At 63.7% G+C, this 22,937-nt stretch carries 19 protein-coding genes; 8 read left to right on the forward strand and 11 right to left on the reverse strand.

Annotation, left to right across the window (positions count from 1 at the left end):
* Window positions 1-1,668: a bifunctional 3-(3-hydroxy-phenyl)propionate/3-hydroxycinnamic acid hydroxylase gene (locus ABE456_RS20630; protein ID WP_346645571.1), complete on the reverse strand. Its 1,668-nt coding sequence runs from the start codon at window positions 1,666-1,668 to the stop codon at window positions 1-3.
* A gap of 315 nt (window positions 1,669-1,983) precedes the next feature.
* Between ABE456_RS20630 and ABE456_RS20635 the strand changes: the two genes are divergently transcribed.
* Complete coding sequence (locus ABE456_RS20635; protein ID WP_346645572.1) at window positions 1,984-2,778, forward strand: DNA-binding transcriptional regulator; 795 nt, start codon at window positions 1,984-1,986, stop codon at window positions 2,776-2,778.
* Window positions 2,779-2,844: 66 nt separating this feature from the next.
* Here the strand turns inward: ABE456_RS20635 and ABE456_RS20640 are convergent, their stop codons facing one another.
* From ABE456_RS20640 to gtdA, 5 genes are all read right to left on the reverse strand, one after another.
* Window positions 2,845-4,038, reverse strand: a complete 1,194-nt coding sequence (locus ABE456_RS20640; RefSeq protein ID WP_346645573.1) for a 3-hydroxybenzoate 6-monooxygenase — start codon at window positions 4,036-4,038, stop codon at window positions 2,845-2,847.
* Between the two features lie 29 nt (window positions 4,039-4,067).
* A complete protein-coding gene (gene maiA, locus ABE456_RS20645; RefSeq protein WP_346645574.1) occupies window positions 4,068-4,709 on the reverse strand; it encodes a maleylacetoacetate isomerase in 642 nt (213 codons plus the stop codon).
* Window positions 4,710-4,727: 18 nt separating this feature from the next.
* Window positions 4,728-6,080 (reverse strand): aromatic acid/H+ symport family MFS transporter, encoded by a 1,353-nt coding sequence (locus ABE456_RS20650; protein WP_346645575.1) that lies wholly within the window; start codon window positions 6,078-6,080, stop codon window positions 4,728-4,730.
* Between the two features lie 81 nt (window positions 6,081-6,161).
* Window positions 6,162-6,860, reverse strand: coding sequence for a fumarylacetoacetate hydrolase family protein (locus ABE456_RS20655; protein ID WP_346645576.1), 699 nt, complete (start codon window positions 6,858-6,860; stop codon window positions 6,162-6,164).
* Between the two features lie 17 nt (window positions 6,861-6,877).
* Window positions 6,878-7,933 carry a gentisate 1,2-dioxygenase gene (gtdA, locus tag ABE456_RS20660; RefSeq protein ID WP_346645577.1) on the reverse strand — a complete coding sequence of 352 codons (1,056 nt, stop codon included), beginning with the start codon at window positions 7,931-7,933 and terminating at the stop codon, window positions 6,878-6,880.
* A gap of 141 nt (window positions 7,934-8,074) precedes the next feature.
* Here gtdA and ABE456_RS20665 point away from each other — a divergent pair, with 141 nt between their 5' ends.
* The 6 genes from ABE456_RS20665 to ABE456_RS20690 all read left to right on the forward strand — a co-directional run bounded on the left by ABE456_RS20665 (window position 8,075) and on the right by ABE456_RS20690 (window position 15,645).
* Window positions 8,075-9,001 carry a LysR substrate-binding domain-containing protein gene (locus tag ABE456_RS20665; protein WP_346645578.1) on the forward strand — a complete coding sequence of 309 codons (927 nt, stop codon included), beginning with the start codon at window positions 8,075-8,077 and terminating at the stop codon, window positions 8,999-9,001.
* A gap of 182 nt (window positions 9,002-9,183) precedes the next feature.
* Entirely contained in the window at window positions 9,184-11,250 is a 2,067-nt protein-coding gene (gene treS / locus ABE456_RS20670) for a maltose alpha-D-glucosyltransferase (RefSeq protein ID WP_346645579.1), read from the forward strand.
* A gap of 102 nt (window positions 11,251-11,352) precedes the next feature.
* A complete protein-coding gene (locus ABE456_RS20675) occupies window positions 11,353-11,982 on the forward strand; it encodes a riboflavin synthase subunit alpha (RefSeq protein ID WP_346645580.1) in 630 nt (209 codons plus the stop codon).
* A gap of 9 nt (window positions 11,983-11,991) precedes the next feature.
* Window positions 11,992-12,693: a YoaK family protein gene (locus ABE456_RS20680; RefSeq protein WP_346645581.1), complete on the forward strand. Its 702-nt coding sequence runs from the start codon at window positions 11,992-11,994 to the stop codon at window positions 12,691-12,693.
* Between the two features lie 233 nt (window positions 12,694-12,926).
* Entirely contained in the window at window positions 12,927-14,246 is a 1,320-nt protein-coding gene (locus tag ABE456_RS20685; RefSeq protein ID WP_346645582.1) for an FAD-binding oxidoreductase, read from the forward strand.
* A 64-nt stretch (window positions 14,247-14,310) separates the two neighbouring features.
* Window positions 14,311-15,645 carry an MFS transporter gene (locus tag ABE456_RS20690; RefSeq protein WP_346645583.1) on the forward strand — a complete coding sequence of 445 codons (1,335 nt, stop codon included), beginning with the start codon at window positions 14,311-14,313 and terminating at the stop codon, window positions 15,643-15,645.
* A 149-nt stretch (window positions 15,646-15,794) separates the two neighbouring features.
* On the opposite strand, the gene hemB is transcribed toward ABE456_RS20690, so the two are convergent.
* The 5 genes from hemB to glaH form a co-directional block, all read right to left on the reverse strand.
* A complete protein-coding gene (hemB, locus tag ABE456_RS20695) occupies window positions 15,795-16,769 on the reverse strand; it encodes a porphobilinogen synthase (RefSeq protein WP_013972900.1) in 975 nt (324 codons plus the stop codon).
* A gap of 213 nt (window positions 16,770-16,982) precedes the next feature.
* Entirely contained in the window at window positions 16,983-17,876 is an 894-nt protein-coding gene (locus ABE456_RS20700; protein WP_346645584.1) for a PA4780 family RIO1-like protein kinase, read from the reverse strand.
* An 87-nt stretch (window positions 17,877-17,963) separates the two neighbouring features.
* Window positions 17,964-19,355 carry a GABA permease gene (gabP, locus tag ABE456_RS20705; RefSeq protein ID WP_346645585.1) on the reverse strand — a complete coding sequence of 464 codons (1,392 nt, stop codon included), beginning with the start codon at window positions 19,353-19,355 and terminating at the stop codon, window positions 17,964-17,966.
* Between the two features lie 149 nt (window positions 19,356-19,504).
* Window positions 19,505-20,755: an L-2-hydroxyglutarate oxidase gene (gene lhgO / locus ABE456_RS20710; protein WP_346645586.1), complete on the reverse strand. Its 1,251-nt coding sequence runs from the start codon at window positions 20,753-20,755 to the stop codon at window positions 19,505-19,507.
* Between the two features lie 114 nt (window positions 20,756-20,869).
* Window positions 20,870-21,847 (reverse strand): glutarate dioxygenase GlaH, encoded by a 978-nt coding sequence (gene glaH / locus ABE456_RS20715; protein WP_346645587.1) that lies wholly within the window; start codon window positions 21,845-21,847, stop codon window positions 20,870-20,872.
* A 195-nt stretch (window positions 21,848-22,042) separates the two neighbouring features.
* Between glaH and csiR the strand changes: the two genes are divergently transcribed.
* Window positions 22,043-22,738 carry a DNA-binding transcriptional regulator CsiR gene (gene csiR / locus ABE456_RS20720; protein WP_012272506.1) on the forward strand — a complete coding sequence of 232 codons (696 nt, stop codon included), beginning with the start codon at window positions 22,043-22,045 and terminating at the stop codon, window positions 22,736-22,738.
* Window positions 22,739-22,937 lie beyond the last annotated feature (199 nt).

Consider the following 22,937-nt stretch of genomic DNA (forward strand, 5'->3'; position numbering starts at 1 on the left):
TCAGGCCACCCTGGACGCCAGTGGCGCCTGCTGGGTTGCCTGGGGCTGGGCAGCCAACGCTTGCAGCAGTGCGTCACTGGCCTGGCCGATGGTTTGAGGAATGGCCACGGCACCGACGAAACGGTCCGGGCGCAGCAGCGCGATGGACACCGGGTAGCGGCCGAACCAGTCCTTGAGGCGGCCAGTGCAGTCGCCCACGCGGATCACCCCGTCCGGTACTTCGCGCCCGGCCTTTAGTTGTACTTCCGGCAGCACCTGGATAAAGCAGGCCCCCAGTGCTCGCCAGGCTTCAACCTGCGCGGCGCTCAAGCCCCACTGCGGGTCGTTGCCCCAGGCGATAAAGGCAAAGTTGCTGCCGATCACATCATCGAGCAGGCGGGTTTCACCTGTTTCGGTCACCACCTTGGGCTGGATGAACATGCGCCCGACCGGGCTGGCCTTGCCGCCCTGGCCATCTACCAATGCACCTTTGGCGTACTGCGGCATGGGTTTGAAACGCATTTCGAGGAAGTAGCGTTTGACCGCCGGCAGGTAGTTCAACGCCCAGGAGACACCGTCACGCAAGGTGCCTTGCCAGCGTTTCGGCGGCGCCAGCACATGGCCGGCCAACACTGACAGGTCGATCATCGCCTTGGCATGGTCGCGACGCTCCTGCTCGTAGGTGTCGAGCAGCGCTTCGCCGGCCAGGCCTTTGGCCACCAGCGCCAGCTTCCAGCCGAGGTTGCTGGCGTCGCGCATGCCGCTGTTGTAACCCTGGCCCTGCCACACCGGCATGATGTGCGCAGCATCGCCGGCCAGCAGCACCCGCTTGACCCGGAACCGGCCGGCCAGGCGGGCGTTGTGGGTGTACACGCGCTTGCGGATCAGCTCGACCCGCTCCGGGTCGGGCAGCACCTTGCCCAGCAGCTTGCGCAGGTTTTCGGGTTTGCTCAGCTCGGCTTCGGTCTCGCCCGGCATCACCATGAACTCGAAGCGGCGCACGCCGTGGGGCAATGCGGCAGACACATAGGGCCGCACCGGGTCGCAACACAGGTACACGTTCGGCGTGCCCAGCGGGTCGTTGGCGATGTCGATCACGATCCACTGGTTGGGCGCGGTCTTGCCTTCGAAGGAGATATCCAGGGTACGGCGGATCAGGCTGTTGCCGCCATCGCAGGCCACCAGGTAACGGGCGCGCACGCTCTCCAGGCGGCCCTCGGGGCCGTTCATGCGCAGGCTTACGCCGTGCTCGTCCTGCTGGAACTCCACCACGTCGCGCGAGAACAGCGTACGTACGTTGGCAAAGCGCCCCAGGCCCCGATACAGCACAGCATCGACCTGCGGCTGGATGAAGGCGTTGCGCCGCGACCAGCCGAACTCGTCGGTCATCGGCTGGATATCGGCGAAGCAACGGCCCTTGGGGGTCAGAAAGCGCATAGCGTGCCACGGTGTGGTGTGCGGCAGCACCTGCTCGACCAGGCCGATGGCCTGCACGGTGCGCAGCGACTCGTCGTCGATGCCGATGGCGCGCGGGTAGTCGATCAACTGGTCGAGCTTCTCGATCTGCAGTACCTGCACCCCGGCCTGGCCCAGGTAGTTGGCAATTGCCAGCCCGACCGGGCCGGCGCCGATGACCACCACGTCTGCGGTGTAATCGGCCTGAATGTGATCTGCTTGTGGCGTGTTCATTGTGGTAATCCTCGGCACTGCCCGACGGCGCTCCCGGAAACTCCAGGCAAGCCGGTACCGCCCTCGCGCAGGCAGGCGCAAGGCAGTGAATGGGCGTTTTGGCTGGTTCGGGCGTTAGCGGAACGTTGCTACGCTTCGGGGAGATAGAGCGCAGGCAATGGGTAAGGACGGCAGGCAGGCATGGCGCATGGTGTATTCCCCTGTCAGGGCATTTGTAGTTGTTGCAGCGAGTATAGGAATGGCGCCGTTTGCCCTACAATGAAAAACCGCTTGCGCGTGCACTTAGTGCACATCATTGTTTTATAAGGGTTTTTCGTGAATATCGACCGAGACTCCGACTACAAGACCGTGCGCGGGCTAAGCCGCGGCCTGGCCTTGCTCAATGCCCTCAATCGCCTCGATGGGGGCGCCAGCCCTGGCCGCCTGGCCGAACTCACCGGCCTGCATCGCACCACCGTGCGGCGCCTGCTGGAGACCTTGCAGGAGGAAGGGTATGTGCGGCGCAGCGAGTCCGACGACAGCTTCCGCCTGACCCTCAAGGTGCGTGAGCTGAGCGAAGGTTTTCGCGATGAACAGTGGATCAGCGCCACGGCGGCGCCGCTACTTGCCGAGCTGTTGCAGGAAGTGGTGTGGCCGACCGACATCAGCACCCTGGATGTCGATGCCATGGTGGTGCGCGAGACCACGCACCGCTTCAGCCGCTTGTCGTTCCACCGCTCCATGGTCGGGCGCCGGCTGCCGCTACTGGAGACGGCTACCGGGCAGGCTTACCTGGCGTTCTGTGATCAGGCCGAACGGGAGCAGATCATCGCCCTGCTGGCCAGCCGCGAAGGGGCCGAATATCGACTGGCACGTGACCCTGTGGCGCTCGACAATTTGCTGCGCAAGGTGCGTAACCGGGGGTATGCAGAGAACTTCATGGCTTGGAACCAGGAAGAGAAGATTGCCTCGATTGCCGTGCCGTTGCGGGCTGGCGAGCGGCTGTTGGGGTGCTTGAACCTGGTGTATGTGGCCAAGGCGATGAGCATCGAGCAGGCGGTGGTGAAGTACCTGCCGGCGTTGCAGCGGTTTGCCGGGCGGATTGACCAGCTGCTGGGTGTGGAAGGCTGATTGCAGGACCGGCCACTTCGCGGGTTTATCGGGGCGCCGAACCGCCTCGAAGTGGCCGGTGCAGGTTCAGTGCTTCAGGCAGGTATCGATGTTCCAGCCATACAACCACTGCACCGCATCATAGAACTGCTCCTGCGAACGCCCTTCCCACAGCTGGTTGCGCACCAGCCGCTCAACCCCCTTGGCATGATAAAGCCGGCCCATTTCCCGCGCCGACCACAGTACCCGCGCCGTACGCGGAATGCGGATCGACTCGTACAAACGGAACGCCGCCTGCAAGTCGTGCTCACAGGCTTTCACCGCCTGCCCCAGCACCACGGCATCCTCCAGCGCCATGCACGCGCCCTGGGCCAGGTACTGGGTCATCGGGTGCGCGGCATCACCCAGCAAGGTGGCCCGCCCTTCGCCCCACTGCTCCACCGGGTCACGGTCGGCGGTAGCCCAGCGGCGCCAGGAGGTCGGCCGGTCTAGCATCTGCCGCGGCCGCTCGTGGATGCCTTCGAAGTACGACAGCACTTCTTCCTTGCTGCCATCGGTCACGCCCCACTGCTCCTCGTTACGGCTGTGGAAGGTCACCACCAGGTTGTACTGCTGGCCGCCACGCAGGGGGTAATGCACCAGGTGGCAGCGTGGGCCGGCCCACAGCATCGGCGCGTTGACGCGCAGGTCCTCGGGCATGTTCTGCACGTCCACCACGGCGCGGTACACCACATGCCCGGTGACCCGTGCCGGGTCGCCGACCATGCGCTCGCGGACCACCGACTTGACGCCGTCACAGCCAATCACCGCATCGGCCTGGTAGCGGTTGCCCTTGGTGTCGGTCAGGGTTACACCCTGGTCGTCCATTTCCATACCGGCGATATGGGTCGAGGTCTGGAAACGAATCAGCGGGTTCTGCTGCACGGCCTCAAGAATCGACAGGTGAATGTCGGCGCGGTGGATCACGCCGTAGGGGTTGCCGAAACGCTGGCGGAAGCGCTCACCCACTTCGATGCGCCCCACTTCGTGGGCATCGATGGCGTCCATCATGATCAGGTGGTCAGTGAACACCGAGCGGTTGCGCGCCGCATCGCCAACGCCCAGGGCATCCAGTGCGGCATAGGCATTTGGGCCAAGCTGAATGCCGGCTCCGATTTCACCGATATGGTCGGCCTGCTCCAGCAGCAGCACCTGGATACCTTGGGCGGTCAGGGCCTGGGCGGCGGCGAGGCCACCGATGCCGCCGCCGACGATGATGATTTTCTGTTGTTTGGCAGTCATGGTTGGGGTCTCCGTGCAGGCTGCGTTTCTTATTGGATGAAGTCGGGTTGGCGGCCCGGTGCGGCACGCTGGAAGGCCGGTTGCGCCTGGCAGTGGTCGTACACCGCCAACACCCGCGGGTATGCCTGCAGGTCACAGCCCATGCGCTCGGCATTGGCCACCTGCGGCACCAGGCAACAGTCGGCCAGGGTTGGCTGTGCGCCGAAGCAATACGGGCCATCGCCATGGCGTTGCAGCAAGGCTTCGAGCGCGGCCAAACCCTCGGCAACCCAGTGCGCGTACCAGCGGTCTTTTTCTTCTGGCCCCACCTCCAGCACACGTTGCAGGTAACCGAGCACGCGCAGGTTGTTCAGCGGGTGGATGTCGCAGGCAATCAGTTGCGCTACCTCCAGCACCCGGGCACGCAGCAAAGGTTCGCTGGGCAGCAGCGGCGCCTGGGGGTACCGGGCGTCGAGGTAATCGATGATGGCCAGCGACTGGGTCAGGCTGACGCCATCGTCGCCCACCAGTACCGGTACGCCGCCAATCGGGCTGAGCTCACGGTGCTGCGCCTGGCGCTGTTCGCCAGCGCGCAGGTTGACGCCGTGGTAGTCCACCTCCAGGCCTTTGAGGGCCAGGGCGATACGCACCCGGTACGAAGTGGAACTGTTGAAAAAGCTGTAGAGCTGCATGGCAATGGTCCTGCTCGATCAGAGCGTGATGTGGGTGTTGGCGCGCAGCGCGGTGGCAGGCCGCACGCCCTTGAAGTAGATCGCCGCGGCGGCCAGCACGGCGGGCAACATGAGCACGCCGAACAGCACCTCGAAGGACAGCCCGGCATCCATCAACAGCGCGCCGCCGAAAGTGCCGCACACCGAACCGATGCGCCCTACCCCGTGCGCCCAGCTAACGCCGGTGGCGCGGCTGCTGGTGGGGTAGAACGCCGCAGCCAGGGCATTGGCGCCCACCTGCGAGCCACTGATGCAAAAGCCCATGCCGGCCACGCTCAGGCCCAGCAGTGCGTAGTCACCCTGGCTCTGGCCGATGGCAAACAGGCACGCCGCACCGCCCAGCAAGGCCAGCACCAGAACGTGGTGTGGGTCGAAGCGGTCCATGGCCGCGCCCAGGCACAGCGCGCCAAGGGTGCCGCCGATCTGGAACAGTGCGCTGATCAACGCCGCCTGGCTCAGGCTGAGGCCGGTGTCCTTGACCAGCAGCGGTAGCCAGTTGGTCATGCCGTAGATGATCAGCAGGCTCATGAAGAACGCCAGCCACAGCGCCAAGGTGCCGCGGCGCAATGGCGCGGCAAGAATCTGCCGCACTGGCGAATGGCCCTCGACCACGTCGTCAATGCGCAAGCCCTGGCAGCCAGCTGGCAGTGCACCGATGCGCTGCAGGATGGCGAGCGCCTTGCTATCGCCCGGATTGCGCCGCGCCAGAAAGCGCACCGACTCGGGCAGTGCCAGCATCAGTAACGGCAGCAGCGCCAAGGGCAGCACGCCACCCAGGGCCAGCACGCTGCGCCAGCCGAACACCGGTAACAGCTGCGCAGCGACCACCCCGCCCAACGCCGAGCCCAGGGTGAAGCCGCAGAACATGCCGGTCACCATCAGCGAGCGACGGCGTTGCGGGCAGTATTCGGAGGTGAGGGTAATGGCGTTGGGCATCGCCCCACCCAACCCCAGCCCGGTGAGCAGGCGCAGCAGTGCCAGGCTGTGCAGGTCCTGAGCGAAGGCCGCAGCCAGGCTGAACACGCCGAAGCAGGCCACCGACAGCAGCAGCACGCGCTTGCGGCCAAAACGGTCGGCCAGCGGCCCGGCCATGAAAGCGCCGAGCATCAAGCCGATCAGCGCGGCACCCAGCACCGGGCCGAGTGCGGCAGCGCCAATCTGCCAGTGCTCACGCAAGGCGGGCGCAATGAAACCGATGGCAGCCGTGTCCAGGCCATCGATGGCCGTGACCAGAAAACACAGCAGCAGGATGCGCCACTGGAAGCGGGCAACCGGTTGGCTATCGATAAAGGCTTGTACATCCACGGTATTGTTTTTGTCGGTGGAAGACATGAGCGAAACCTCCGGGCCGGCGCCAGGCGCGGGCCACGTGTAAAACCGGGAGGAAGGGCCGACTGCGCCGGCCCAGGGCAATCAGATGACGCGGACGTGGATCTCGCCCAGGCCATCGACGCCGCCAACCATCAGCTCCCCGGCCACGACCGGGCCGACGCCTTCCGGGGTACCGGTCATGATCAGGTCACCCGGCTGCAGCTCGAAGAAGCGCGACAGGTAGGCAATGGTTTCCGGCACCGACCAGATCAGCTTGTCGATGTCGCTGCGCTGTCGGTCCTGGCCTTCGACCTGCAGCCAGATGCCCGCCTGCGCCGGGTGGCCGACCTGGCTGGCCGGGTACAGCGGCGCGATTGGCGCCGAGGCATCAAAGGCCTTGCCGATCTCCCACGGGCGGCCCATTTCGCGCATTTTCATCTGCAGGTCACGGCGGGTCATGTCCAGGCCCACGGCGTAACCGAAAACATGTTCGTTGGCCTGCTCCAGTGGAATGTTACGCCCGCCTTTGCCGATGGCCGCAACCAGCTCGATTTCGTAGTGGTAGTTGCTGGTTTCTTCCGGGTACGGCAGCTCCAGGGTCTGGCCGTTGGCCACTGGCACCACGGCATCAGCCGGTTTGCAGAAGAAGAACGGCGGCTCGCGGTCGGGGTCGAAGCCCATTTCACGGGCGTGGGCGGCGTAGTTGCGGCCCACGCAGTACACGCGGCGTACCGGGTAGCGCTGGTCGCTGCCGGCAATCGGCAGGCTGGTGACGGCGGCAGGTTCGAACAGGTAAGTCATGGCAGGGGTTCCTTGGATCAATGGTGTTCGCGGGCTTCGCGCAGCAGGCCGAGGGCCTCCTGTACCGGCCGGTCGGAATAGCTGAACAGCACACACTCGTCGTCGGCCTGCAGGCTCAACGGCGCCCAACTCGGCACCACGAAGGTGTCCTTGGGTTCGAAGTGGAACGTCTGCCCGCCGATATTGGCGCGGCCGCGCCCCTCGACCACCGAGTACACGGTAGCGTCGGTGCAACGGGCGGTCTTGCCGACAAAGCCGCGCGGCAGCAGCTGCATGCAGGTGCCGATGGTGGGCATGGCCCAGCCGCCGGTGGCCGGGTTGACGTAACGCAGCTTGACGCCGTCCCAGGCATCCACCTCGCCCTGCTGCTCAAGCTTGGCCAGGGCTTCACGGGTGCGGGCATAGGGGTAGCTGAAGATCGGCGAGGTGCCATCGTGCACCTCGTGGCGCAGCGGCAGCATGTTGGCGCCGTAGCGGGCCAGGCTGTTGCCTTCCGGGCGGCTGACTGGCTGCACGGCCTCTGGGTAATTTTCGGCGAAACCGGCGCCATAGAAACGCACGGTGGGTATGTCCAGCCCGTCGAGCCAGATCACCGGCTCGCCGCCTTCGGCTTCGCTCGGGTTGCCGTGGTCATGCCAGGTCCAGGATGGGGTGATGATGAAGTCACCCGGGTGCATGGTGGTGCGTTCGCCGTCCACCGCGGTGTAGGCGCCCTTGCCTTCGACCACGAAACGCAGCGCCGACTGGCTGTGGCGGTGGCTGGGGGCAATCTCGCCCGGCAAGATCAGTTGCAGGCCGGCATATAGGCTGGGGGTGATCGATGCCTGGCCGCGAATGCCCGGGTTCTCCAGCACCAGCACCCGGCGCACCGCCTCTTCGGCGCTGATCAGCTGGCCAGCTTCCATGAGGTACGGGCGCACTTCGCTGAAACGCCACAGGGCCGGCACACAGGTGGTGGTGGGCTGCGGCGGCACCAGGTTGTGCAGTTGCTCCCACAGCGGGAACAGCGCCTGGCTGTCGATGCGTTGATAGAAGTCGGCGCGGGCCTTGCCGATGTTGTCGTTGTTATTCATCGCTTCACCTGTGGTGGGCTGTGAAGGGGCGAATGGCAATGGCAGCGCCCCGTTGTGAGACCGATTAAACGCCCGCTCTCCATACAAAAAAAATGATATTTTCATATGCAGCCATATGAAAAAGATGATGGGAGATACACCATGCACTGGACCCGCCGCCTGCGCCCACGGCACCTGCAACTGCTGGTGACGCTGGCCGAAACCGGCAACCTCAGCGACACCGCGCGGCAGGCCTACACCACCCAGCCGGGGCTGTCGAAGTTCCTCAAGGAGCTGGAGGAAGACGCTGGTGCCCTGCTGTTCGAGCGCCACGCCCGCGGCCTGCGGCCGACCGCCGAGGGCACCCTGCTGGTCAACCATGCGCGGCGCATCCTCAGTGAAATGGAGCGGGCGCAGAGCAACCTGGATGCCCTGCGCGAAGGCAACACGCCGAACGTGGCTATCGGCACTTCACCGGCCTCGGCGCCGAGCCTGGTGCCGGATGCCATCCTGTACTTCCTGGAAAAACACCCGAAAGCACATGTAACGTTGCAGGAAAGCACGATGAACGTGCTGCTCGAACGCCTGCAACTGGGCCAACTGGATGTGGTGGTCGGGCGTGTCGACAACTACCAGCCGAGCCAGGCCCTGCACAGCGAGATGCTGTTCCGTGAGCCGATGCAGGTGGTCGCCCGCCCCGACCACCCACTGGCCGGGCGCACGGGCCTGAGCTGGGACGACCTGTATCAGTACGACTGGCTGCTGTGGCCGCCGGCCACGCCGATTCGCAACCGCCTCGATACCGCACTGACCAATGCCGGGCGCAAGCCGCTGCCCTGCCGTATCGAATCGTCATCGCTCATGGCCAACCTGTGGTTGATGCAGAACAGCGACATGCTGTCGGTGGCGTCGGGGCGAGTGGCCGAGCACTTCCATGGGCGCGGGTTGCTGCGGCGGCTGGACTTCGAGCTGGAGGCGGAAGGCTCGATTGGCATGTGCTGGCGGGATGAGCCACATATAGAGGGGGCGGTGCTGGATTTGCTGGAGAGCTTGCGCGAGGCGGCCCGCAACCCTATTCGCAAGCCTTGATCAGCGTTGGCTTCTTCGCGGGCGCGGCCGCTCCCACAGGTATTTCACCGCTCACAACGTGTGTGGAGATCCTGTGGGAGCGGGCATGCCCGCGAAGAAGCCAAAACCATTCTCAAGCCGAACGATCAGCCGCCACAGCCGTCATAACCTGAGCCGGTGCCGACACGCAAAGAGGACGCGAAATGACCCAACCCGACCCGTCATACGTCAAATGGCTTGAAGACCGTGCCATGCTCAAGGCTTCCCAGGAACGTGCCAGCCTTTACTCGGGCCAATCGCGCCTGTGGCAGCAGCCCTACGCCGAAGCCCAGCCCCGCCGCGCCACCGAAATCGCCTCGGTGTGGCTGACGGTCTACCCCGACGCCATCATCGCCCCCGAAGGCTGCTCGGTACTCGCTGCCCTGGCCCACGAAGCGCTGTGGAAGCGCCTGTCGGAGATCGGCATCCAGGGCCTGCACACCGGCCCGATCAAATTGTCTGGCGGCATCCGCGGCCGCGAGCTCACCCCCAGCGTGGACGGCAACTTCGACCGCATCAGCTTCGATATCGACCCGCTGTATGGCAGCGAGCAGGAGCTGATCCAGATGAGCCGCATGGCCGCCGCGCACAACGCCGTGACCATCGACGACCTGATCCCCTCGCACACCGGCAAGGGCGCCGACTTCCGCCTGGCCGAGATGGCCCACGGGCCCTACCCGGGGCTTTACCACATGGTCGAAATCCGCGAGGAGGACTGGCCACTGCTGCCCGACGTGCCCGCCGGCCGCGATGCGGTCAACCTGCTGCCCGCCCAGTGCGACGAGCTCAAGGCCCGCCACTACATCGTTGGCCAACTGCAGCGGGTGATCTTCTTCGAACCGGGGGTCAAGGAAACCGACTGGAGCGCCACCGCGCCCATCACCGGCGTCGATGGCAAGGCCCGGCGCTGGGTGTACCTGCACTACTTCAAGGAAGGCCAGCCGTCGCTGAACTGGCTGGACCCAACCTTCGCCGCCCAGCAGATGATCATTGGCGATGCCCTGCATGCCCTGGACTGCCTGGGCGCTCGCGGCCTGCGCCTGGATGCCAACGGTTTTCTTGGCGTGGAAACACGCGCCAGCGGCACCGCCTGGTCGGAAAGCCACCCACTGTCGATCGTCGGTAACCAGTTGCTTGGCGGCATGATCCGCAAGGCCGGCGGCTTCAGCTTCCAGGAGCTGAACCTGACCCTCGACGATATCGCACAGATGTCCAAGGGCGGTGCCGACCTGTCCTACGACTTCATCACCCGGCCGGCCTACCAGCATGCGCTGCTGACCGGCGACACCGAGTTCCTGCGCCTGATGCTCAGGGAAATGCACGCCTTCGGCATCGACCCGGCCTCGCTGATCCATGCCCTGCAGAACCACGACGAGCTGACCGTGGAACTGGTGCATTTCTGGACCCTGCATGTCCATGACATGTACCTGTACAAGGGCCAGACCCTGCCCGGCGGCATCCTGCGTGAGCACATTCGCGAAGAGATATACGAGCGGCTATCGGGCGAACATGCACCGTACAACTTGCGCTTTGTCACCAACGGCATCGCCTGCACCACCGCCAGCCTGATCGCTGCGGCACTGGGCATCCGCAATCTTGAACAGATTGGTGCAGGGGAGATCGAGCAGATCCAGAAGGTGCACCTGCTGCTGGTCATGTACAACGCCATGCAGCCGGGAGTAGTCGCGCTGTCCGGCTGGGACCTGGTTGGCGCCCTGCCCCTGGCTGGCGAGTTGGTTGCAGAGCGGATGACCGATGGCGACACCCGCTGGATTCACCGCGGCGGTTACGACCTGGCCGGGCTCGACCCGCAGGCTGATAGGTCGGTGCGTGGCATGCCCCGCGCCCGGGCGCTTTACGGCAGCCTCGACCGCCAACTGGAACATGCGGATTCGTTCGCCAGCAAGGTGAAGAAGCTGCTGGCCGTGCGCCAGGCCTATGGCATTGCCACCAGCCGCCAGGTGCTGGTGCCCGAGGTGACCAGCCCGGGGTTGCTGGTGATGGTGCACGAGCTGCCGGCCGGGCGCGGCATCCAGATCAGTGCGCTGAACTTTGGCCAGGAAGTGATTGCCGAGGAGCTGCTGCTGACTGGGTTTACGCCAGGGCCGGTGGTGGACATGATCAACGAGACAGTCGAAGGCGACTTGACCGAGGATGGGCGGTTGATGGTGAACCTCGATCCGTACGAGGCACTGTGCCTACGCATCGTCAATAGCAGCGGGCATGTCTGAACCTGATTTTGGCCGGCCTCCACACCAGCGGCCGGTCTTGCTTTTACCGCTCTACGGGCATAGTTTTCGGGTGATTTCTTTTTTGTGCCCAGGAGCAACTCCATGTACACCGGCATCGTCCAGGCCGTCCGCCCTCTGCTTGATGTGACCACTTACCCGGGCCACAACCAGTTCACCATCGACCTCACCCCGCAACTGCTCGACGAGCTGAAGATTGGCGCCAGCGTCAGTGTCGAAGGCACCTGCCTGTCAGTCACCGAAATCGACGGCACCCAGGTCAAGTTCGACGCCATGACCGCCACCCTCGAACGCACCAACCTGCGTTTTTTCAAGGCCGGCCAAGGCGTCAACATTGAACGTTCGGCGAAGATGAACGCCGAAGTCGGCGGCCACCTGATGGCCGGCCACATTGCCACCACCGCCGAAATCGTCGAGCTGTCGATCAAGGAAACAGGGGCATTCATCAAGTTCCGCATGCCACCGGAATGGGGCAAGTACGTGTTCCCGCGCGGCTTCATCGGGGTAAACGGCTGCAGCCTGACTGTCGCCGACGTTGATGAAAACCTCATCACCATCAACCTGATCCCGGAAACCCTGCGCCAAACCACCTTTGCCAATTACCAGGCTGGCGAGCTGCTCAACATCGAGGTCGACCACCAGACCATGGTGCTGGTCGATGTGGTTGAGCGCACCATCAAAGGTACCCTGGCCCGCGAACAACTGCTGCGCTGAGGCCTGCACATGCTGCCTAACGCCCTCCCCGCGCGCACGGCCAGGCGGCTGCGCCTGCAAATCCTGCGTGGCCGTGTCGGCCTAGGCCTGGTCGCCGGCCTGTCGGTGCTGGCCGGTATGACCGATGCGATCGGCCTGCTGGCGCTGGGCGATTTCGTGTCGTTCATGAGTGGTAATACCACCCGCCTGGCGGTGGCTATCAGTGAAGCGAACCTGGCCCTGGTGCTGCGCCTGGCTGGCGCGCTACTGGGCTTCGTCGCTGGCAATGCGTTGGGCGTGCTGCTGGCGCGGGGTTTCCACCGTCGGGCCTGGCCAGTGCTGTTGGTCGTCGCTGCACTGCTGGCCTTCGCCGCGGCGTGGCCGTTGCCGGCCACCTTCCCGGCGTTGCTGGCCGCCACCCTGGCCATGGGCATGATCAACGCGGTGGTCGAGCAGGTGAATGGCCTGCCCATCGGCCTGACCTACGTCACCGGTGCCTTGTCGCGCTTCGGCCGTGGCCTGGGGCGCTGGCTGCTAGGCGAGCGGCGCAATGGCTGGCGGGTGCAGCTGGTGCCCTGGGCCGGCATGCTGCTGGGTGCCGCCCTGGGTGCCTGGCTGCAGCAACACCTGGGCCTGCAGGCACTGGCCGGCAGCTGTGCGCTGGCCTGTGTGCTGGCGCTGGTGTCGCGTTTCATCCCGCGCTCCTGGCAGCGGGGCTACATGCCGCGCTGACCCCTCAACGTGTGGGTGCCGCCGCAGCAGCCCACACGCCTCCATGCCTATTCCAGCCCATTTGCGCATCCTGCAGGGGCGGCCTTGTGCCGCGCCTACAAAGACCAAGTCCGGAAAAACGAATAGTAGACAATTTGTATAACGTCGATAGACAATGACAAAATGTCGCACTCGAAGGCCGATGTGCCACCTGCGGCATGCAAGCGTGCAAGTTCGTTAACCGGAGTAGATAAATGCAAAAAGTAACTTCGCTGCCTGGCGATGACGCCCGTCCGGGCTGGTACCACACCAGCCCCAAGCGTCAGCCACGCCCGGGCCATTCGGGTCGCAAGGAAGCGCGCTGGACCATCGTCGGCGCTGGCTTGACCGGTTTGGCAGCGGCGCGCCAGATGGCGTTGAACTTCCCCAATGAAGAGATCGTGCTGGTCGAAGCCCAGGAAGTCGGCTTCGGCTCCGCCGGCCGCAACGCCGGCTTCGCCATTGACGTGCCGCACGACATTGGCGCCAAGGACTACATCGGCGACGTCACCACGGCGACCAAGATCCTGCGCCTGAACACCCTCGGCCAGGACTACCTGCGCGATATCGTCGAGCGCAACGGCATCGACTGCCAGATGTCCGACTCCGGCAAGTACCAGGCCGCTGTCGGCGCCAAGGGCATCGCCATCCTCGAGGCCTACCGCAGTGGCCTGGAGAAGATCGGGTGCAGCTCCACCCTGATCGACGAACAGGACCTGCCAGCGCACATCGGCACCTCGTACTACAAGAAGGCCCTGCACATCCCCGGCACCCTGCTGCTGCAGCCATCGGCACTGGTCAAGGGCCTGGCCAACCACCTGCCGGCCAACGTCACCCTGTACGAAAACACGCCGATCACTTCGATCGACCAGGGCGACAAGATCACCCTGGTACACGACCGTGGCACCATCGTCACCGACAAGCTGATCCTGGCCAACAACGGCTTCGCCTCGGCGTTCGGCTTCCTCAAGGGCCGTTTGCTGCCAACCTTCCTGTACGCCAGCCTCAGCCGTCAGCTGACTGCCGAAGAGCAGGCACGCCTGGGTGGCCAGCCCGTGTGGGGCGTGATCCCCGCGCACCCGTTCGGCAGCACCGTGCGCCGCACCGCCGACAACCGCATCCTGATCCGCAACAGCTTCAACTTCTACCCCGACGGCCGCCCTCGGGCAAACGCCTTGCAGAGCCACCTGCCCACCCACCGCAAGTCGTTCGAGCGGCGCTTCCCGATGCTCGGCAATGTCGAGTTCGAATACTCCTGGAGCGGTGCCATCTGCCTGTCGGAAAACCACGAAGGCTTCTTCGGCCAACTGGCGCCGAACGTGTACGGCGCACTGTGCTGCAATGGCCTGGGCATCACCCGTGGCACCGCCACCGGCAAGTTGCTGGCCGACTGGCTGGCTGGCGAGCGCAACGAGCACATCGACTTCCTGCTGTCGTCACCGGGGCCGAACAAGACCCCGCCGCAGCCGTTCCTGTCCATTGGCGTGAACTCGGTGCTCAAGTGGGGCCAGTTCCGCGCCGGCCTGGAAGTCTGACCATGCGGGCTGCCAGGCCCGCCACCTGCCTTGCGTTGCATTACCAATAGATCAAGAGAGAATCATGCGTTCCACTGCCCAACCCGTCATGATCGACGACGTTGAAATCAACAGCTTCCATCAACTGCTCACCCTGCGTACCGGGCTGGGCTGGGTGATGGTCGGCTATATCCTCAGTATCATTGGCGTAGCCACCATTCCGATGTCGGCTTCGCTGCAATTGAGCGGCTTCTGGCAAGGCATGGTCGCCGCCATGGCCCTGCTCGGCGTGTTCGCCGGTGGCTTCTTCGGCGGCTGGCTGACCGACCGCATGGGCCGACAGAAGCTGTTCTTCGTGGCCCCGGCAATTGTCATGCTGTCATCCGTGGCCATGCTCTGGGTGCAAGACCCGCTGGCCCTGTCGCTGCTGCGCTTGCTGTGCGGCCTGGCTGTCGGTATCGAATACACCGCTGCCGGCTCCCTGCTGACCGAGTTCATCCCGCAGAAATCGCGGGGCTCGCGGCTGTCGCTGCTGACCGTGCTGTGGTTCGTCGGCGCCGCGCTGGCCTACATTGCCGGCAACTTCATGCTGGCCGATGCCGGCCCCGAGCAATGGCGTACGGTCATGGCCAGCCCGGCGATCATCGCCGGCCTGCTGTTGCTGGCTCGCCTGGGCACCCCGGAATCACCGCGCTGGCTGCTGAGCAAAGGCCGGCGCAAAGAGGCCGAACAGGTGATCCGCAAGGTGTATGGCCGCGACTTCTCGCTGCGTAACATCAGCGACGACAATGCTGCAGGCAAGGCCATGTCGTTCGTCGACGCCCTGCGTGCCGGCTACGGCAAGCGTATCCTGTTCGTGGTGATGTTCTGGGCTTGCGCGGTGATCCCGCTGTTCGCCGTGTATGCCTTCGTGCCCAAGCTGTTCCAGGCGCTGAAGCTGACCGGTAACCTGGCCGCCTACGGCTCGATGGGCATCACCTTGATCCTGGTGATTGGCTGCTGCATCGCCACCTGGCTGATCAACTACCTGGGCCGGCGCACCATCATCATCCACAGCTTCCTGTGGTCGGGGCTGGCGCTGCTGGGCCTGGGGATGTTCCCGGATGCCCAGGGTTGGGTGGTGCTGTCGCTGTTTGGCACCTACGCGCTGTTCATCGGCGGTGCTCAGGTGCTGGAGTTCGTCTACCCGAACGAGCTGTTCCCTACTGAAATCCGCGCCTTCGCGGTGGGCATGGGTGCCTCGCTGGCGGCGTTCAGCTCGGCCATCGGAACCTGGCTGGTGCCGATCTCGCTGGAGCAGTTCGGCATTGCCAACACCATGTTCGCGGCTACCGCCATCACCATGCTGGGGCTGGCAGTGTCGCTGGTACTGGCGCCGGAGACCAAGTCGATGAGCCTGCAGGAAGCGGCAGCGCTGTAAGTACTGGCCCTTGTAGGAGCGGCCTCGTGTCGCGATGGGCTTCGACGCAGCCCCAAAGATTCAGCACAGATGCATATATCGCCGGAGCTGCTGCGCAGTCCATCGCGACACAAGGCCGCTCCTACAGGTCCTGTGAATGCCTTGAAGGATCAGATACCTTCGCGGGCCAGGTCCATGGCGAAGTAGGTCAGGATCAAGTCGGCACCGGCACGCTTGATCGCACCAATGCTTTCACGCACCACGCGGCCTTCATCGATGGCGCCGGCCAGGCCGCCGAACTTGATCATCGCGTACTCGCCGCTTACCTGGTACGCCGCCAGTGGCAGGCGCGAGGCGGCGCGGATGTCGGCGATCACGTCCAGGTAGGCACCGGCCGGCTTGACCATCAGCACATCCGCCCCTTCCTGCTCGTCGAGCAGCGACTCGCGCACGGCTTCGCGGCGGTTCATCGGGTTCATCTGGTAGCTCTTGCGGTCGCCCTTCAGCGCGGTGCCGCCGGCTTCACGGAACGGGCCATACAGCGACGAAGCGAACTTGGTTGAATAGGCCATGATCGCGGTGTCGTGGAAGCCAGCACCATCCAGCGCGCTGCGGATGGCCTGCACCTGGCCGTCCATCGCCGCCGACGGGGCGATGAAGTCGGCACCGGCAGCAGCAGCGATGACCGCCTGCTTGCCGAGGTTGGCCAAGGTGGCATCGTTGTCCACGCCGTGGTCATGCAACACGCCGCAGTGGCCATGGCTGGTGTATTCGCAGAAACAGGTGTCGGACATCACCACCATTTCCGGCACGGTGTCCTTGCAGATGCGCGACATGCGTGCGACCAGGCCGTTTTCGTTCCAGGTATCGCTGCCAACGGCGTCCAGGTTGTGCGACACGCCAAATGTCATCACCGACTTGATACCGGCGCGGGCATAGCGTTCGATTTCCTGGGCCAGCAGTTTCTCAGGGATGCGGTTGACCCCGGGCATGCTGGTGATCGGCACGAAATCATCGATACCTTCTTCGACGAAGATCGGCAGGATCAGGTCTTCAAGGCGGAACTCGGTTTCCTGGAAGATCGTGCGCAGGGACTCGTTCTGGCGCAGGCGGCGTGGGCGAACGGACGGGAATTGGTTGGACATGACAGCTCCAGGGAATTTGAACGGCGTATACCTTATGCCTGTGGCGCGCCAGTGAAAAGGGCAAATGACGAGATATTGTCTTGCATCAATAGCAATAAGCCTGCACGGGCCTTAGCCGGCAAGCCAGCTTCCATAGGGAACCCACAGTATTCAAACCTGAGGTAATCCTGTGGGAGCGGGTTTACCCGCGAAGAGGCCGGTACAGGCAACACTTTACTGAAGCCAGGGCGGCGTCGGCTCCTCTGCCTTGGCAGGGCCATGCTCAGCCTCGGCACGCGCCGCTCGCCGGCGGGCGTCATCCAGGCGGGCCGCATCGATCTCGCGCATCACACCCGTTACGTCGGCTTCATGTTCGTCATCTTCGAACACCCCAGTCAACGGGCTGTCTGGAAGCAAATCACCGGCCTCGTACAACGCCCACATTTCCTGCGCATACCGCGTGCTTTTCAGCTCCGGGGCAAAGCGCCCGAAATAGTGGGCCATGTTGTCCACGTCGCGCTGCAACATGCTGAAGGCATGGTTGTTGGCTGCCGCATCCACTGCCTGAGGCAAATCGATGATCACCGGCCCGTCGGGGCCGAGCAGCACGTTGAACTCGGACAGGTCGCCATGTACCAGGCCAGCACACAGCATCAACACAATCTGGCGGATGACGAAGGCATGGAAGGCGCGGGCATCCTCGGCTTCAAGGTGAACGTCGTTCAGGCGCGGGGCCGCGTCGCCGTCGGCATCGGTTACCAGCTCCATCAACAGCACGCCGTCCTGGAAGTCATAGGGTTTGGGCACCCGCACACCAGCACCGGCCAAACGGAACAGCGCTGCCACCTCGGCGTTCTGCCAGGCATCTTCGGCCTCTTTGCGGCCGTACTTGCTGCCCTTGGCCATAGCCCGGGCCTGGCGGCTGTTACGCACCTTGCGGCCTTCCTGGTACTCGGCAGCCTGGCGGAAACTGCGCTTGTTGGCTTCTTTATAGACCTTGGCGCAGCGTACCTGGCTGCCGCAGCGCACCACATACACGGAGGCTTCCTTGCCACTCATCAACGGCCGCAATACTTCATCGACCAGGCCGTCTTCGATCAAGGGTTCGATTCTTTTGGGTGTCTTCATCAGGCTGCGTTCGGGGTCCTGGCTGTAATGGCGGACATCCTCTCACAGCCTGATGCGACTTGCTTGCCTGTCTTCAGACCAAGCGAATCAGGCGCCCTGCTGCACGCTGCCAACAGCCACCCCGCGCGCCCGGCGGCGGGTGACCAGCAGGCCGGAACACACCACCAACACCGCCAGTACCATGGTCGATACCACTTCCAGGCGGTGGTCCGGACGGAACAGCATCAATACCAGCACGCTGCTGATGAACAGGATTACCCCCCAGGTCAGCCACGGGAACAGCCACATGCGATAGCCCAGGGTCTTGCCTTGCGCGGTCAGGCGCTGGCGCAGGCGCAGTTGGGAAATGGCGATGACCAGGTACACCAGCAGGGCAATCGCGCCCGAACTGGCCATCAGGAAGCCGAACACCTTGGCCGGCACCAGGTAATTGGCGATCACTGCCAGGAACGCTGCGCCGGTAGACAGCAGCACTGCTACCACTGGCGTGCCACTGCGACTGGTCACCTGGGCACAGGCCGGGGCATCACCGCGGCGGCTCAGCGAATAGACCATGCGCGAGGCGGTGTACAGCGACGAGTTGAGGCAGCTGGTCACCGAGGTCAGCACCACGAAGTCGATGATGGCCTTGGCATGCGGCACGCCCAGGGTATCGAGCACCGTGACGTAGGAACCCTCGGTAGCCAGGCGTGGGTCAGTCCACGGCACCAGGGCGATGACGATGAAGATCGACAGGATATAGAACAGGGTGATCCGCCAGATCACCGAATTGGTGGCCTTGGAAATATGCTTGCCCGCCTCGTCGGATTCGGCCGCGGCAATGGTCACCACCTCGGCCCCAAGGAACGAGAACATGGTGATCAGCATGGCACTTAGCACCGCACCAAAGCCGTTGGGCATGAAACCGCCGCTATCCCACAGGCGCGAAACTCCGCTGACGCCGGAACCTGGCAGCAGGCCGAAAATGGCGCAAACGCCAAGTGCAATGAAGCTGACGATGGCTCCCACCTTCACCAGTGCCAACCAGAACTCGAACTCGCCGTAGTTCTTCACGCTGAACAGGTTGGTGGCCGTCAGCAGCAAGGTGATCACCAGCGACAATACCCAGATCTCCAGCTGCGGGACCCAGGAATTGATGATGGTGGCGGCAATGTTGGCCTCGATGGGGATGATCAGTACCCAGAACCACCAGTACAACCAACCGATGGTGTAGCCGGCCCACTTGCCGATGGCGAGGTCGGCATAGGTGGAGAACGACCCGGTATCCGGCGATGCAACGGCCATTTCCGCCAGCATACGCATCACCAGCACTACCAGGCCGCCCGCCAGGATATAGGCCAGGATGGTGGCCGGCCCGGCTTCGGCGATGGCGCGACCCGAGCCGACAAACAGGCCGGCGCCAATGACGCCGGCAATGGACAGCATGGTGACATGCCGTGATTTCAATCCATGACTCAAATTGTTCTTGTGGGTTTGCATGGCGCTACCTTGTTGTTTTTGTCATGCCCACGCAGGGGCCGCCGGCTGCACGTCACCGACGCAGGCGCGAAAAAGCCCGCCCTGCCCTAGATGGTGAGTAGGGCAGTACGGGTTGAGTAAATGAAACCGCAGAACGTGTTACACGGGTGTCAGCTGGCAGCCCGCTGGCTGGCAGCCAGGTCTGCCTTGGGGAAGCTGCCGCCCTGCAGGCTGACCTGCTCACGCACCTTGTCGACGATGTAGGCGCCGATCGGAATGGCCGAGGTTGCGGCTGGCGACGGGGCGTTGCACACGTTGACGCTGCGCGCGGTATTGACGAACAGGAAGTCGTCGATCAGCTTGCCGTCGCGCGACACCGCCTGGGCGCGCACGCCGGCCGGGTATGGCGTGAGGTCGGCCTTGGTAATGCTCGGGCAGTACTTCTGCACCTGCTTGAGGTAGCCACCCTTGAACAACGAGTTTTTCATCTCGATCAGGCCCGGGCGGAAGTTCTTCGCCAGCACCTTGAGGATGCCTGGGGTGGTCAAGGTCTGGAACAGGTCGCTTGGGCTGACGTCGGTCTTGCGGTAGCCCTCGCGCTTCATCGCCAGCACCGCGTTGGGGCCGACAGTGACGGTGCCGTCGATCATGCGGGTCAGGTGCACGCCCAGGAACGGCATCGATGGGTCGGGAATCGGGTAGATCAGGTGGTTGACGATCTGGTTGTGCTGCTTGGGCAGCAGGTAGTACTCGCCGCGAAACGGGCAAATGACGAACTCGGTGCGCAAGCCCAGCATACTCACCACGCGGTCGGCCATCAGGCCCGAGCAGGTCACCAGGAAGCGGCTGCGGAACTCGTCGCCATGCGTGCGCACGATCACTTCACTGGCCTGTTCCTGCAGGCCGACCACCTCAGCGCCATAGCGGATTTCACCGCCTGCGCGCTGGAATTCGGCGCCCATGGCCGCGGTCACCTGCGCGTAATTGACGATGCCGCTGGACGGCACGAAGATGCCACCCATGCCAACGATATTGGGCTCGCGCTCGCGCAACTCGTCTGCCGACAACCAGTAGCGCTCCAGGCCATTGGCCTCAGTGCGCTGCCACAACGCCTTCATGCGTTGCATTTCCAGGTCGTTGGTGGCCACCAGCAGCTTGCCGCACTCATCGAAGCGAATGCCGTGCTCGGTGCAGAAGGCCTTGGTGGCCTTGTTGCCTTCCAGGCAGAAGCGCGCCTTGAGGCTGCCAGGGGTGTAGTACACGCCAGCGTGAATCACGCCACTGTTGTGGCCGGTCTGGTGGCGGGCCGGGCCAGACTCTTTCTCCAGCAGGAGAATCTTCGCGTCCGGGTAGACCTTGATCAGGTGCATGGCCGTGGACATGCCCACAATGCCACCGCCAATAATAATGAAATCGTACACAGCCTTACCTCACACGCAGGCATTGCCTGGCTGGCTCACCAAGGCCCGCGCGGGCCCTGGTGGCATCGTTTTTTGCAAAGGCGCGTGGGCGGGCGCCCGCCCCGCGCCCTGTCATTATTGCCCGCGCTGGTACAGCGGTTTAGGGAAGGCGACGTAACCACGCTGGCGCATCAGTTCGCGGCGCAGGCCCTCGTGCGGGGTGAAGCGGTCACGGCCATGCAGCCAGAACAGGTTGTTGATCAGCAGGAAACTGCCCACCCCAACCGGTACCGAAACCTTCTTGTCGCTGCCTTCCAGCGAATCGGACAAGGCGTTCAGCCAGATACCTTCCTCGTAGTTTTCCGGCTGCACGAACTGGTCAATGTAGCGCATGGTCGGGCGGCCTTCGGCATCGTTATCGAATACCGAGTGGAACACATCTTCGGAAACTTTCTTGCTCGGTGGTGCGGTCCAGCGCATTTCACGGCGTGCCATCGGGTGGCGGAAGAACGCCTCGCACTGCTCCCAATCGTCCAGGTGCAGCAGCAGCGAGTTGCCGCCTTCCATGTTCTTTTCGTCGATCTTCAGCATCAGCACGTAGTCGGTGATCTGGTTGACGAAGGTGCCGTCGTTGTGCAGCTCCATGACCCGGTGCGGCTGACGCAGGTAGCTGTCGGAGTTATCGCTGTTGACCACCACGAAGCGCGCGTAGAACTGGCCACTCATGGCGTCGTAGTTGGAACGGCCGATCAGGTGCGCACAGGCGGTGGTGAACTTGACCATGTCCTCGGCCTGGCTCACGTCATCCAGGCCCAGCGGGGTGATCAGCATGCCACCACTGGCACGGTCGAGGATGGTGTTGAGCAGCACCGGGCGCAGGGTGCCCTGGCACAGCTCGTCCAGGATTTCGCCTACACGGAAACGCAGGAACGACTTGTACTCCAGCGCCTGCACCGGCCATTGCGCAACAGCCTGCACGAACGCTTCGACGGTTTCCCGGGCAAAGGTCAGTTCCAGCAGGCGCGGCGACTGTTTCGAGGGGGCGATGGTGTAACCACGCGGTTCGAGCGGCAGCGGCATCACAAGTTCGTCGATCTGCGTAAAGGCGTTCATGGCAGTGTCCTGGCTAAAAAGGTGGGTGGCGCCGTCCGGTGGTGACCTGGATCAGTGCGGGCGAAGTAAAAATATCGCCACTCACACAAAATGTCTACATTTTTATGTTTCAGCGACACTCGCCGCATTTGTCCATTGTTTTTCGTCAGCTGAGGGTTTCGGTATGATCGGCAAAACGTTTTGAGGAACAGGATCTTGGAAGCGCTCGCCCCCCGACAAAACTCAGCATTCAGCGGGTATGAGAGGCTCAAGAAGGACATCATCCGCGGTGTGTTCAAGCCCGGCGAAAAGCTGCTGATGAGCGCCCTGAAGGAACGCTACGACCTGGGCGTCGGCCCGCTGCGCGAAGCCTTGTCGCAACTGGTGGCCGAGCACCTGGTCAACGCCATCAGCCAGAAAGGCTACCGGGTAGCGCCGATGTCGCTGGACGAGATGAACGACATCTACGATGCCCGCGCCAACCTGGAAGCAATGATCATCGCCCTGGCCATAGAACGCGGCGATGACGCCTGGGAGGCGTCGGTGCTGGCTCATTCGCACACCCTGGCCAAGGTGGTGGAAGTAAAAACCCGCGAGCAGCGCCTGGATGTGTGGGACGAACGGCACAAGGCGTTCCATACGGCGATTGCCTCGGGTTGCGGCTCCAAGCACCTGCTGCAGGCGCGCACCTACCTGTTCGACCAGGCTGAGCGCTACCGCCACCTGTGGCTGACGCAGACGGTGTTTTCCGAACAGGCGCTGGAGCTCAAGCGCCAGGAACATGCGGCACTGGTCGAGGTAATCCTGGCTCGGGACGCCAAGCGCGCCAGCGCCATGATGCGCTCGCACCTGATGACCCCGGTGCCGATCATTGCGCAGATAATGCATGCTGAAGGGATTGGGGCACGCTGAAAAACCGCGACGTCTGCTTCGCGGGTAAACCCGCTCCTACAGGTACAGCGCCGGCCTCAAGGGCTATGATATCCCTGTAGGAGCGGGTTTGAACTGGCCTAATGATTTTGGACACCTTCATCGGGCGCTATGATGGCGCCCAATTGGAGGCAAAATTAGTGCGTAAATCTTACTCAAGAGAATACAAGGTCCAAGCTGC

The organism is Pseudomonas sp. TWI929 (assembly GCF_039673335.1).
Taxonomy (GTDB): domain Bacteria; phylum Pseudomonadota; class Gammaproteobacteria; order Pseudomonadales; family Pseudomonadaceae; genus Aquipseudomonas.